Genomic DNA, 12,327 nt, shown 5'->3' with positions numbered 1-12,327 from the left:
TTCCTCGGGGTGTTCGTGGGTCGTCGGGGTCGGCCCTAGGACCGGACCAGCCGCGCGATCGCGGCCATGGCCTCGTCGACCTTGTCCTTGCCCTGCTCCTCGCCGGCGCGCGCGGCGTCGACGACGCAGTGGTTCATGTGCTCCTCGAGCAGGCCGAGCGAGACGGCCTGGAGGGCCTTCGTCATCGCGGCGACCTGGGTGAGGATGTCGATGCAGTACTGCTCCTCCTCCACCATCCGCTGGAGGCCGCGCGCCTGACCCTCGATGCGGCGCAGCCGCTTGAGGTAGTCGTCCTTGTGCGAGAGGTAGCCGTGCTGGTGCTCGTGCTCCGGAGCCGCGGTCTGGTCGTCCATGCCGCCGACTATACCCCTAGGGGGTAGGGGCACCACGTCAGTCCCGGACGGACCGAACCCCGGACGTGCAGCGAGCCCGCCCGACAGTTCGTCGGGCGGGCTCGGGGAGCGTGCGGCGCTCGAAGAGCGCGGGGTCGTGCGGCGGCGTCAGTCCTCGGCGCGGTGCTGCGGGGCGACGCCGAGGATGCGGTCGATCTCCTCGTCGCTGAGGTGCTCGTCGGACTCGCTCGCGGCGATGATCAGGTTGGTGGTGAGCTCGACCTCGCCGAGCAGGTCGGCGTCCTCGAGCGTCACGTCGAACTGGTCGTGCACCCGGACCTCCCTCTGCGCGTCGGCGGCCTGACGTTCCTCGTTCATCCGCTCCAACCTTCCCCGCCCACTCTACGGTCAAACCTGGTTCCCGGCCGTGGCCCGGACGGGTGGTTCGCGCGGGTGGCCGGGGCCTGTGCCGGCAGGTGCCCGGACGCACACGAGGCCCCACCCGTGACGGGTGGGGCCTCGCGTCAAGAGACCTGGGCAGGTGCTGCCCGGCGCTCCGCGGTCCTACGAGCCGGAGCTCGGAGGATCAGACGGGGCGGACGTTCTCGGCCTGGGGACCCTTGGGGCCCTGGGTCACGTCGAACTCGACCTTCTGGTTCTCGTCCAGGGACTTGTAGCCCTGGGTCTGGATCGCCGAGTAGTGCACGAAGACGTCGTCGCCGCCGTCCTCCTGCGCGATGAAGCCGAAGCCCTTCTCAGCGTTGAACCACTTCACGGTGCCCTGAGCCATTGTGCTCATTCCTCTTTCGTCGGGGCGAGAGCCGCCACCTCGGCGGCCCGCACCAGATGCGGTGACACGTCGCTCCGACCCGTGATTGGTTGCACCACAGAACAGAAACGCCGTTGGATCACAAACTCCGCGGGCGTCAGACCAGCTGGAACTTGCACCTGTTGCAGGCACGACAGTACCAACCCCTGGCCGCTTGCAAACCTTTCGGACCATGTTCTGTGAAACCGGAGCATGAAGGTTCTGCGACGCACGGGTGACAGGCCGGTCGCGCCGACCCCCGTCCCGGCCGCGCGGCGGCCCTCGGGGACCGGCATGATGGGCCCCGTCGGGGCCTCTAGCTCAATGGGCAGAGCAGGAGACTTTTAATCTCTTGGTTGTGGGTTCGAGTCCCACGGGGCCCACCTCGTACGCCGCCGGGCGGGTCACCCCTCGGCCCGGGCTCTGCGGGCCGCTCGACGAGCCGCGCCCCGCTCCGCCGCCCGTACCGTGACCCGGTGCCGCCAGGCGTTCGCCCAGCCGATCAGCAGGCTGCCCAGCGGGATCCCGAGACCGAGCCACAGCCACGAGGCGACCGGCCCCTCGTCGTAGGTGGCCGACGGACGCTCGGGGCTCACCCAGAGGTCCCAGGTCTCCCCGGCCGCGCGGCGGGCCGTGCCGCTGCGCTTGAAGGTCGAGGTGTGCGCGGCGCCGTCCTCGTCCCGCCACGCCAGCTCGTAGGTCGTGACGGGCCGGTCGCTGCTGCCGGACCGCGTGCCGGGCAGGACCGAGACGACGGTGGTCTCGCGCCGCTCCGTGCCGCCGAGGGCGTGGTGGCGCAGGTCGGGGAGGGCGACCAGCAACGCGGCCACCATGAGCAGGCCGAGCACCAGTCCGAAGACGACGTCCCCGCGGGACAGGCCGAGCCAGGTGGGTCGCTCGGCCGCCGAGCGCGCTGTCGATCGCGCTGCCACGGGCTCAGCCCACCGCCCCGGCGCGCCCGACGAGCGAGGCGTGCCCACCCGACGCCGCGAGGCGGGGCAGCCGGACGGTGAAGGTGGTGCCGACGCCGACCTCCGACTCGACCAGCACGTGGCCGCCGTGGGCCTCGACGAGCGCGCGGGTGATGGAGAGCCCGAGGCCGAGGCCCTCGATGCCGCGCTGACGGGCGGAGGCGCAGCGGTAGAAGCGCTCGAAGACCCGGTCGAGGTCAGCGGGCGGGATGCCGAGGCCCGTGTCGGCGAGGACCAGCTCGACCTCGTCGACCTCGTCGTCCCAGTAGACCTCGAGGGTGACCGAGCCGCCGTCGGCGGTGTACTTCACCGCGTTCGACAACAGGTTGTCGAGGACCTGGCGGACCCGCCCGGCGTCGCCGAAGGCCGGGATCCGCCGGGGCGTGCCGCTGCCGTCGTCCAGCGCGGCGGACAGGGCGACCCCGGCGGCGGCCGCGCCCGGCTCCGCGGCCGCGACGGCCTCAGCGGCGACCGCGACGACGTCGTACGCCGCGCAGCGCAGGTGGAGGGCCCCGCTCTGCAGCTGGCCGGCCTGGATGAGGTCCGAGACGAGGCGCTCCAGGCGCGCGGTGTTGCGCTGCAGGGCGGCCACGTCGGCACGGACCTCCGGCGGCTGGTCCGGGTACGACGCCAGCAGCTCGGTCCGGCCGCGCACCGCCGCCAACGGCGTCCGCAGCTCGTGGGAGACGGCGGCGATGAAGTCGTCCTTGACCTGCAGCGCCTGCAGCACGTCGGTGATGTCGGTGTAGGCGAGGCCGGCGCCGGCGAAGGTGCCGTCGGGGTCGCGCACCGACCGCGCCGAGACCGACAGCGCCCGCCGCAGCAGGGGGTCGCGGCCGACCCACATGTGGACGTCGTCGAACTCCTCGCCGTGCGCCGCCCGCCACGACGGCATCTGCTCGCGCGTCCACGGCACCCCGTCGAGGCCGAACACCGCGCCCTCCTGGCCGGCCGTGCCGAGGTGGCCGTCGGGGAAGGCGAGGGCGATGAAGTCGCGGTGGCGGCGGTTCATGGCGGCGTACCGCCCGTCGGCGTCGAGGAGGACGAGCCCGACGTCGACGGTCTGCACGATGGCGTCGGCGAAGCGTCGCTGGTTCTCCAGCAGCTGGGCGGCCGCCCGCAGACGCTCCTGGTCGCGCATGCGCTCGGTGACGTCGACGACCTGGGACATGAAGTACGCCGGCCGTCCTTCGGCGTCCTTGACCACCGCGACCGACAGGTCGCCCCACACGTGCTCGCCGTCGCTGCGCACGTAGCGCTTCGTGACCCGGTAGCCGTCCCGCTGGCCGGTCAGCGCCTCCTGGAAGAGACGGAGGTTCGACTCGAGGTCGAGGTCGGCGGTGACCTTCGCGAAGGGGACGGTGAGCAGCTCCTCGCGGGTGTAGCCGAGCATGTCGCCGAGGGCCTGGTTCACCGTGACCATGCGGCCCTCGGCGTCGACGAGCGCCATGCCGACGGGTGAGTGCTCGACGGTCATGCGCCACAGCTCCGCCGCGTCCGGGCGTCCCGGCTCGGCTGCGTCACCGCGGTGGGCCATCATCCGTCCCTCTGTACCACGGCCGCCCGCCTCGCCGCGTCGGCCCGTGGACGACCAACGGGGCGCGGCGGCGGACGTTATGCCCGTGTGGGCGGACCAGCGGTCGCCGCCGTGCGCGCCCGGCAGCGGAACGGGTCGCCGCCCGCCCGGCCCCGCAGCAGCGGTTCGTGGGACATCACCCAGGCGACCGCCTCCGCCCTCCGGGCGACGTGCAGCTTGCGGTAGGCCGTGCGGATGTAGGTCTTCACGGTGTTGATGCTGACGAACAGCACCGCCGCGATCTCCTCGTTGGAGCACCCGGCGGCGATCCCCCGGAGGACCTCGACCTCCCGGTCGCTCAGCTCGGCCGGCAGCTCCTTCGCGCGGGGGGCGGCCCCCACGCCGGCCCGCACACCCACGCGCGCCCGGGCCGCCCGCCGCACGGCGTTGACCAGCGTGGGTCCGTCGGCGCTGATCGGCAGCAGGGCGACCCCGGAGTCGCCGATGGCCGCCGTCACGGACCGACGTGCTCCGGCCGCACGAGCAGCACGGTGGCCCCGCCGTCGTCGACGGAGGCCCGGGCCGAGGGCCCACCCGAGACGAGCAGGGCGGAGTCGACCACGACGACGTCGGCCCACGCGGGCCGGACGCCGGACCGGCCGGTGCCGAGGTCGTGGACGGCGACGTCACGGTCGTAGGAGGCGAGCACGGCCGCCACGCCGTGGACGACCACGGCGTGCGGGCTGAGCACGGCGACGTCGAGCGAGGAGACGGGCCGGAGGGCGGTCATCGGAGGTCCTGTCTGCGGACGCGGGGGACGCGTCGTCCACGGCCTCTGCTCAGCCGCCCGCCAGTCTAGACCACTACGGGGCCGACCGCGTCCCGTCCGGACCCGACTCCTGCGCCGCCTGCCGGTCGAGCAGGCGCCGGGCGTGCGCGCCGCCCTCCTCCTGCGCCAGCGCGCGGTGGAAGCTGTCGAGCTTCTGCTCGCCGGCCGGGAACGGAGGAAGCAGGGGCACGTCGGGGTCGACGACCGCCTCGAGCACGACCGGCCGGTCGGCGGCGAGCGCGCGGTCCCACGCGTCGTCGACCTCCTCGGGGCGCTCGACGCGGATGCCGGTGAGGCCGAGGAGCTCGGCGTACGCCGAGTAGGGGACGTCCGGGAGCGACTGGCTGACCGCGTACCGCGGGTCCCCCTCGGTCTCCCGCTGCTCCCAGGTCACCTCGGCCAGGTCGCCGTTGGCGAGCACCAGCACGACGAAGCGCGGGTCGGCCCAGTCGCGCCAGCGCGAGGCGACCGTGACGAGCTCGGCGAGGCCGTTCATCTGCATGGCCCCGTCGCCGACGAGGGCGACGACCGGCCGGTCCGGCGCCGCCAGCTTCGCGGCCAGGCCGTAGGGCAGGCCGGAGCCCATCGACGCGAGCGTCGAGGAGAGGTGGGCCGGGACGCCGGGCGGGAGCGTGAGGTGCCGGGCGTACCAGTAGACGACCGAGCCGACGTCGACGCTGACCTGCGCGTCGTGCGGCAGCCGCGGGGTGAGGGCGCGCACGACGCGCTCGGGGCTGAGGGGGTCGGCCTCCCCCGTGCCGCCCGTGGCTCGCTCCTCGGCGATCCGGTGCCACCGCTCGACCTGGCCGACGACCTCCTCGCGCCAGGAGGTGTCGCTGCGCTCGTCCAGGAGCGGCAGCAGCGCCTCGAGCGTCTCCGCGGCGTCGCCGACGAGGCCGACCTCCACCGGGTAGCGGTTGCCGACGTGGCGCCCGTCGAGGTCGACCTGCACGCCGCGGGCCTGGCCGGGCGCGGGGTAGAACTCCGTCCACGGGTCGTTGGTGCCGACCATCAGCAGCGTGTCGCACCGGTCCATCAGCCAGGCCGAGGCGGTCGTGCCGAGGTGGCCCATCACCCCGCAGCTGGTCGGCAGCGTCTCGTCCCACCACGGCTTGCCGAGCAGGCTGGTGGTCACCCCGGCGCCGAGCCGCTCGGCGACCGCCCGCACCTGGTCGCCGGCGTCGCGGGCGCCCTGGCCGACGAGGAGGGCGACCCGGCGGCCGGCGTTGAGGACGGCCGCGGCCTCGGCCAGGTCGGCGTCGGCGGGCAGCACCCGCGGCGGTCGCCACTGGGGCACGGTCGGCACGACGCCGTGCTCGTGGGACGGCTCGTCGGGGGCCGGCTCGACCTGGACGTCGTGCGGCAGCACCACCACGCAGGGGGAGCGGGTCGCCAGCGCGGTCCGGAACGCGCGGTCGAGCACCATGGCGGCCTGCTCGGGGTCGAGCACGGTGCCGACGTACTGCGCGGCGACGTCCTTGAACAGCGAGGTCAGGTCGATCTCCTGCTGGTACTCCGAGCCGAGCGCCGTCGTCTGCTGCTGGCCGACGATGGCGACCACCGGCTGGTGGTCCAGCTTGGCGTCGTAGAGGCCGTTGAGGACGTGGACCGCGCCCGGGCCCTGCGTGCTGGTGACGACACCGACGCCACCGGTGTACTTCGCGTGGCCGACCGCCATGAGCGCGGCGTTCTCCTCGTGGCGGGCCTGGACGAACGCGGGTACGCCGCCGGCCCGGCGCAGCGCGCCCATGAGCCCGTTGATGCCGTCGCCGGAGTAGCCGAAGACGCGGTCCACGCCCCACGCGCGCAACCGCTCGACGACGAGGTCCGCGACCAGTCTCTGCTCCCCCACGGGGCCCTCCTCGGGTACGCCCGGTGGATCGCGGGCGGGAGCCGGTTCGGTACCCGGAAACACGACAGCCACCCGGACCGGGGCTTACCCGACGGGTGGCTGCGTGCTGTGGCTCGCCGGCCCGACAGCCGCCTCTCGGCGGGAGGCCGCTCGTAGCGGCAAGGGGTGAGCCCGGGGGCATGGACCGGGCCGGCTGAGGTGGTCAACGGGCCGGCGCGGCCGGTCATTCCGGGCCGTCGGCGTGGCGTGCGCCACGGCCGCCCGGACCCGGATGGAGCGGTCAGGAGCGGGGGTGCCCCTCCTCGCCGCTCTTCGCCGACTCCTCCGGGAACGACTCGCCCACGGGGTGCCCGCCGCCGGGCGAGCCCTGGGCCGGGTCGTAGTCGCCGGCCGCCGCAGCGCCGTCGGTGGTCGAGGACTCCTGAGCCTCCTCGGCGGCGTCGTCGAGGTGGCCGGTCTGCTTCTGGGACTGGTCGGGCTGCTCGGTCATGGCGGCCCGGTACCCGACGGTTCGCCGGCCACGCAGCAGCCGCTCACGCCAGGGACACGCGGGGTTCACCGGGCGCCACCACCGTCGAGGCATGCGCGTCGCGATCGTGACCGAGTCCTTCCTCCCGCAGGTCAACGGCGTGGCCGGCACGGTCCGGCACGCGGTCGACCGGCTCACGACGACCGGCCACCAGGTGCTCGTCGTCGCGCCGGGCGCCGGCCCGGCGGCGTACTCCGGCGCGGAGGTGGTGCGGGTCCGCTCGCTCGCGCTGCCGGGCTACCGCTCCTTCCCGCTCGGCCTGCCCGACCCGGCGGTCCAGCACGCGCTCGCACGGTTCCGGCCCGACGTCGTCCACCTGGCCTCGCCGATCGCGCTCGGCGCGGTGGGCCTGCGGGCGGCGCGGCGGCTGGGCGTGCCGACGGTCGCGGTCTTCCAGACCGACGTCGCCGGCTTCGCCCGGCAGTACGGCGTGCGCGCCGAGCACCTCATCGACCGGTGGGTGGGCCACCTGCACCGGCGCGCGGACCGCACGCTGGTGCCGTCGACCGCCTCGTGGGACCAGCTCGCCGCGCTCGGCGTCCCCGACCTGCACCTGTGGCGGCGCGGCGTCGCGCTCGACCTCTTCGACCCCGGCCACCGCGACGAGGCGCTGCGCGCGGCGTGGACCGGCGGGGAGCCCGGCCGGACCGTGGTGGGGTACGTCGGGCGGCTGGCGCAGGAGAAGCGGGTGCGCCGCCTGGCCGAGCTCGCCGACCTCCCCGGCGTCCACCTCGTCGTGGTCGGCGACGGCCCCGAGCGCGGCTGGCTGGCCGAGCGCCTGCCGGCCGCGACCTTCACCGGCATGCTGCGCGGGCCGGAGCTGGCCCGCGCCTTCGCCTCGCTCGACGTCTTCGTGCACACCGGCGAGGCCGAGACGTTCTGCCAGACCGTGCAGGAGGCGCAGGCCAGCGGCGTGGCCGTGGTCGCCCCGGCCGCCGGCGGGCCGCTCGACCTGGTGGCGCCCGGCCGGACCGGCAGCCTCTACGACGTCACCGACCCCGGCGCGCTGCGGCGGGCGGTTGGCGCGCTGGTGGCCGACCCCGACACCCGGGCCCGCCTCGCGCGCGGTGGCCGGCAGGCCGTGGCGGGGCGCAGCTGGGCCCGGGTGGTCGACGAGCTGGTCGACCACTACGCGGCCGTCGTCGCGCCCGTGCCCGGCCGGCTCGCGGCCTGAGGTGCGCGTCGCCCAGCTCGCCAACTTCGTCGGCCCCACCTCGGGCGGGATGCGCACGACGCTCGAGGCCCTCGGCGAGGGGTACGTCGCGGCCGGGGTCGCCCGTCTGCTCGTCGTGCCGGGGCCCGAGGACCGCCACCTGGAGACCCCGGCCGGCGACGTGGTCCAGCTGCGGGCGCCCCGGGTCGGCGGCGGCTACCGGCTGATCGTCGAGCCGTGGCGCGTCACCGACGTGCTGCGCCGCTTCGGGCCGACGTCGCTGGAGGTGTCGGACAAGACCACGCTGCTCCCGGTGACCCGGTGGGCCCGGGGCGCCGGCGTCGCCTCGCTGCTGTTCTCCCACGAGCGGCTCGACGCGATGCTCGCGCTGCGCACCGGGCTGCCCGTGCGGGTCACGCCCTGGAACCGCACGCTGGTGCGCCACCACGACCGGGTCGTCGTCACCTCCCGCTACGCCCGCGACGAGCTGCGGGCGCTGGCGAGCCTCGCCGCGACGCCGCTGCACCGGGTGCCGCTCGGGGTCGACCTGCAGACCTTCCGGCCGGTGCCGCGGCTCCCCGCCCGCGAGCACCACGCCGCCGGGCCGCTGCGCCTGGTCCACGCCGGGCGGCTGTCGCGGGAGAAGAGCCCCCACCTGGCGGTCGCCACCGCCGTCGCGCTGCACCGCCGCGGGGTGCCGCTGCGGCTCGACGTCTACGGCGACGGCCCCCACCGCGGCGAGCTGGAGGAGCTGGCCGCCGGGGCGCCGGTGGTGTTCCACGGCCACCTGGCCGGGCGCGACCGGCTCGCTGCCCGGCTGGCGGAGGCCGACGTCGCGCTGTCGGTGTGCCCGGGCGAGACGTTCGGGCTGGCCGTCCTCGAGGCGCTGGCCTGCGGCACACCGGTGGTGACCGCGGACGAGGGCGGGGCCCGCGAGCTCGTCCACGAGCGGTCGGGCGCCTGGGCGCCGGCCGAGGCCGGGCCGCTCGCCGACGCCGTGCTGCGGGTCGCCGGCCGGGACCCGGTACGCCGCCGGGCGGCCGCGCGCCGGCGGGCCGAGCAGTTCCCCTGGTCGCGGACCGTCGAGCGGATGCTCGAGATCCACGACCTGGCGCTCAGCCGACCAGCCGCGCCGGCTCCCGCGGGGCAGCGGCGAGCGCCCGTCGGTGACCGACGGCCTGCGTGACCGCCACCCCGACGACCAGCACCACGGCCACCGCGATGTCGGTGCCGCGCGCCCGCAGCGTGGAGTCCAGCGGCGCCACGAGGCCGACCAGGCCCAGGAGGCCGACCAGCGCCGCCTCCGCGCGCGGCCCGAGCCGGGTGGCGGCCAGGAACGGCACCACCCACAGCGCGTACCAGTGGTGGACCACCGGGCTCAGCACGACCATCGCCAGCGCCGTCAGCGCGGCCATCCGCACGGCGGTCGCCGGCACGCCGGTGGGCGCCCGCAGCGCGCACGCCGCGGCGAGGGCCAGCGCGAGCAGGGTCCCCGTCAGCCGCAGCACCTCGACCGGCGATGGCCCCGGCAGGCCCGCGAGCTGCTGCAGCCACGAGAGCAGCTGGCCGACCTGCGTGGTCACCGAGAGCGGCGAGCGGACGACCCCGGGGACGCCCAGTGCGTGCACCCAGCCGACACCCAGCCCGGTCGCCAGCCCCGCCGCCACGAGCACCCCGCCGGAGACGCCGGCCACCGCGACGAGCCGCCGCAGCCGGTCGCCGAGCGTCGCCGCGAGCGGCAGCGAGACCAGCACGACCGCCACGCACACCAGCCCGCCGGGCAGCTTCACCGCGGCCGCCGCCCCGCCGAGCGCCGCGCCGAGGACCCAGCGCTCCTCGAGGGCCACCGCCAGCGCGACCGCCATCAGGCCGACCATGAGCAGGTCGTTGTGCAGCCCCGCGACGCCGTGGGCGAGGACGAGCGGGCTGGGGAGCACCAGCGCGGCGGCGTACACGGGGTCGCGGCCGGCGGCCGCCGCCAACCGCGGGACCGCCCAGGCGAGCAGCGCGAGACCGACCAGCGCGAGCAGCCGGTGGGCCACGACGAGGTCCCAGGGCTCGCGGGTGAGCCCGGCGGCGAGCGCGCCCCAGGCGAGCGGGAGCGGACCGTACGGCGTGGGCGTGTCGAGCCACATCGGGTCGACCGCCTCCACGACGGCGCCGGGCAGCACCGAGGGCCCGTGCTCGTAGGGCGAGAAGCCGACCCGCGTCATCACGCCCTGCGCCGCGTAGCTCCACCCGTCGCGGCTGAACATCGCCGGCGCCAGCAGCAGCGGCGCCGACCAGCTCGCGGCGGCCCGGTGCACCAGCAGCATCCCGCCGGTTCCCGTGCGCACCCGTCGCAGCAGCTCCAGCCACGCCCACCCGCCGAGGCCCAGCCCGCCGATGACCAGGCCCAGCCCGACCAGCCGGCCGGGGGTGTCGTGGCGCAGCGGCAGGTCGTCGAGCGGGCTCGAGACCGGCAGCACGGAGACGACGAGGCCACCGACCAGGACCAGGACGGAGCCCAGCACCCCACGCGTGATCACCCCGGCGACGCTAGGGACCGCCGGGCACCTCCCGGCGACCTCGCCGTGAACGCTTCCCCAACCTCCGGTCGGCGTGCCCGACGCGCCCCGTCCGCGTCACCGCGCCGTCGCCCGGCCGTCACCTCCGCGCCGTCCGGGCGGGGTCGGGTGGGTGGATGCGCGGGTGGAGGTACGTCGGCGGCGGGGGCGCGGTCGTCCTGGGTGGGGTGCTCGGCGGCCTGCTCGCCGGGCGCGGGGTGCTGCAGCGGCAGGCCGCGGCCGCGCGCGCGATCGTGGGGAAGCCGCTCGGCGAGGACGCCCACCGCGCGGACAAGGTCTGGAAGAAGGCGTACGGCGACCCCCTCGACCTGCTCGTGCTCGGCGACTCCATCGCGGCCGGTCTCGGGGCGGACTCCCCCGGCGGCACGTTCGGCGCGCAGCTGGCCAAGCGGCTGGCCAAGGCGGCCGGCCGGTCGGTGCGGCTGCACACCGCGGCCGTCGTCGGGGCGGAGAGCTCGATGCTGCGCACCCAGCTGGCGGGCCTGCCCGGCGGCTACCGGCCCGACGTGGCCGTCGTGGTCGTCGGCGGCAACGACGTCACGCACCGGGTCCGGGTCTCGGACTCCCGCCGGCACCTCGCCGAGGCGCTGGCCACGCTGCGCGGCCTCGACGTGCCCGTGGTCGTCGGGACGTGTCCCGACCTCGGCGCGCTGGCCGTGCTGCAGCAGCCGCTGCGCACCCTGGCGCGGGTCGCCTCGCGCCAGCTCGCCGCCGCGCAGCGCGAGGTCGCGCTCGAGCACGGCGCGCTGGCGGTGTCGCTCGCCGAGGTGGTCGGCCCCTTCTTCGTGACCCGGCCCGACGAGATGTTCGCGGTCGACCGGTTCCACCCGTCGAGCGCCGGCTACAAGCGGACCGCGAAGGCCGTGCTGCCCAGCGTGCTGGTGGCGCTGTCGCTGGCCGACGAGCTGCCGCACGGCCACCACGCCCCCGCCGTACCCCCTGGACAGGTCCTCGCCCCACCAGCAGGGTGACCCGCATGAGCGAACCCGCCGTCCTCGTCGAGCAGCGCGACCGCGTCCTCGTCGTCACCCTCAACCGCCCACAGGCCCGGAACGCGGTCAACGCGGAGGTCTCCGCCGCCGTCGCCGCCGCGATGGACGACCTCGAGGCGCGCGACGACCTGTCGGTCGGCGTCATCACCGGCGCGGGCGGGACGTTCTGCGCCGGCATGGACCTCAAGGCGTTCCTCACCGGCGAGGACGTGACCACCGGGGGCCGCGGTCTCGCCGGGATCTGCGAGCGGCCGCCGGCCAAGCCGCTCGTCGCCGCGGTCGAGGGCTGGGCGCTCGCGGGCGGCTGCGAGGTCGTGCTGGCGTGCGACGTCGTGGTGGCCTCCCGGGAGGCGAAGCTCGGCATCCCCGAGGTCAAGCGCGGGCTCGTCGCCGGCGCCGGCGGACTCGTGCGCCTGCCGCGGAAGATCCCGCAGAACGTCGCCAACGAGCTCGCCCTGACCGGCGACCCGATCACCGCCGAGCGCGCCGAGCGGCTCGGCCTGGTCAACCTGGTGACCGAGCCGGGCGGGGCGCTCGACGCCGCCCTCGAGCTGGCCGGGCGGATGACCGCGAACGGTCCGCTCGCGATGGCGGCCACCAAGCGGATCCTCGCCGAGCAGGCCGACTGGAGCACCGGGGAGGTCTGGGAGCGGCAGCTGGAGGTGATGGGCCCGGTGTTCGGCTCCGAGGACGCCCAGGAGGGCGCCCGGGCCTTCGCCGAGAAGCGGCCGCCGCAGTGGCGCAACCGCTGATCCCGACCGCGGCCGTTTGGTCCGGT

Annotated in this window: 14 protein-coding genes and 1 tRNA gene; 5 read left to right on the top strand and 10 right to left on the bottom strand. The window is 75.8% G+C overall.

Annotated elements, in window-relative coordinates; translation table 11 throughout:
• Positions 1-35 precede the first annotated feature (35 nt).
• The 3 genes from QWY28_RS16060 to QWY28_RS16050 form a co-directional block, all read right to left on the bottom strand.
• Positions 36-353 carry a metal-sensitive transcriptional regulator gene (locus tag QWY28_RS16060; RefSeq protein WP_300953574.1) on the bottom strand — a complete coding sequence of 106 codons (318 nt, stop codon included), beginning with the start codon at positions 351-353 and terminating at the stop codon, positions 36-38.
• 147 nt (positions 354-500) lie between these two features.
• Entirely contained in the window at positions 501-710 is a 210-nt protein-coding gene (locus tag QWY28_RS16055; protein ID WP_300953573.1) for a hypothetical protein, read from the bottom strand.
• A gap of 208 nt (positions 711-918) precedes the next feature.
• Positions 919-1,122, bottom strand: a complete 204-nt coding sequence (locus QWY28_RS16050) for a cold-shock protein (protein WP_056863399.1) — start codon at positions 1,120-1,122, stop codon at positions 919-921.
• A gap of 328 nt (positions 1,123-1,450) precedes the next feature.
• Here QWY28_RS16050 and QWY28_RS16045 point away from each other — a divergent pair.
• Positions 1,451-1,523 (top strand) — tRNA-Lys (locus tag QWY28_RS16045).
• 21 nt (positions 1,524-1,544) lie between these two features.
• On the opposite strand, the gene QWY28_RS16040 is transcribed toward QWY28_RS16045, so the two are convergent.
• The 6 genes from QWY28_RS16040 to QWY28_RS16015 all read right to left on the bottom strand — a co-directional run bounded on the left by QWY28_RS16040 (position 1,545) and on the right by QWY28_RS16015 (position 6,798).
• Positions 1,545-2,072 (bottom strand): hypothetical protein, encoded by a 528-nt coding sequence (locus QWY28_RS16040; RefSeq protein WP_300953572.1) that lies wholly within the window; start codon positions 2,070-2,072, stop codon positions 1,545-1,547.
• 4 nt (positions 2,073-2,076) lie between these two features.
• Complete coding sequence (locus QWY28_RS16035) at positions 2,077-3,588, bottom strand: sensor histidine kinase (protein WP_300953571.1); 1,512 nt, start codon at positions 3,586-3,588, stop codon at positions 2,077-2,079.
• A gap of 137 nt (positions 3,589-3,725) precedes the next feature.
• Positions 3,726-4,145 (bottom strand): helix-turn-helix domain-containing protein, encoded by a 420-nt coding sequence (locus QWY28_RS16030; RefSeq protein WP_300953570.1) that lies wholly within the window; start codon positions 4,143-4,145, stop codon positions 3,726-3,728.
• Positions 4,142-4,417 carry a hypothetical protein gene (locus QWY28_RS16025; protein WP_300953569.1) on the bottom strand — a complete coding sequence of 92 codons (276 nt, stop codon included), beginning with the start codon at positions 4,415-4,417 and terminating at the stop codon, positions 4,142-4,144. The genes QWY28_RS16030 and QWY28_RS16025 overlap by 4 nt, the downstream gene beginning before the upstream one ends.
• Before the next feature lie 73 nt (positions 4,418-4,490).
• Positions 4,491-6,308, bottom strand: a complete 1,818-nt coding sequence (locus QWY28_RS16020) for a thiamine pyrophosphate-requiring protein (RefSeq protein WP_300953568.1) — start codon at positions 6,306-6,308, stop codon at positions 4,491-4,493.
• 280 nt (positions 6,309-6,588) lie between these two features.
• The gene (locus QWY28_RS16015) at positions 6,589-6,798 is read right to left on the bottom strand and encodes a hypothetical protein (protein WP_300953567.1); all 210 of its coding nucleotides are present in this window, start codon (positions 6,796-6,798) and stop codon (positions 6,589-6,591) included.
• 91 nt (positions 6,799-6,889) lie between these two features.
• Between QWY28_RS16015 and QWY28_RS16010 the strand changes: the two genes are divergently transcribed.
• Both QWY28_RS16010 and QWY28_RS16005 read left to right on the top strand, forming a co-directional pair.
• Positions 6,890-8,011, top strand: coding sequence for a glycosyltransferase family 4 protein (locus QWY28_RS16010; RefSeq protein ID WP_300953566.1), 1,122 nt, complete (start codon positions 6,890-6,892; stop codon positions 8,009-8,011).
• A gap of 1 nt (position 8,012) precedes the next feature.
• Complete coding sequence (locus QWY28_RS16005; protein ID WP_439117263.1) at positions 8,013-9,176, top strand: glycosyltransferase; 1,164 nt, start codon at positions 8,013-8,015, stop codon at positions 9,174-9,176.
• Here QWY28_RS16005 and mptB read toward each other — a convergent pair.
• Positions 9,106-10,518, bottom strand: a complete 1,413-nt coding sequence (gene mptB, locus QWY28_RS16000) for a polyprenol phosphomannose-dependent alpha 1,6 mannosyltransferase MptB (RefSeq protein WP_300953565.1) — start codon at positions 10,516-10,518, stop codon at positions 9,106-9,108. The genes QWY28_RS16005 and mptB overlap by 71 nt on opposite strands.
• Positions 10,519-10,673: 155 nt before the next feature.
• On the opposite strand from mptB, the gene QWY28_RS15995 reads away from it, so the two are divergent.
• Together QWY28_RS15995 and QWY28_RS15990 are read left to right on the top strand one after the other, a co-directional pair.
• Positions 10,674-11,528: an SGNH/GDSL hydrolase family protein gene (locus QWY28_RS15995; RefSeq protein ID WP_300953564.1), complete on the top strand. Its 855-nt coding sequence runs from the start codon at positions 10,674-10,676 to the stop codon at positions 11,526-11,528.
• A gap of 5 nt (positions 11,529-11,533) precedes the next feature.
• Positions 11,534-12,301 (top strand): crotonase/enoyl-CoA hydratase family protein, encoded by a 768-nt coding sequence (locus tag QWY28_RS15990; protein WP_300953563.1) that lies wholly within the window; start codon positions 11,534-11,536, stop codon positions 12,299-12,301.
• Positions 12,302-12,327: the final 26 nt, after the last annotated feature.

The sequence above is a fragment of the Nocardioides oceani genome (assembly GCF_030412965.1).
Classification (GTDB): domain Bacteria; phylum Actinomycetota; class Actinomycetes; order Propionibacteriales; family Nocardioidaceae; genus Nocardioides; species Nocardioides oceani.
The sequence above is the reverse complement of the archived record's forward strand: the minus strand, read 5'-3'. Positions and strand labels throughout refer to the sequence as shown.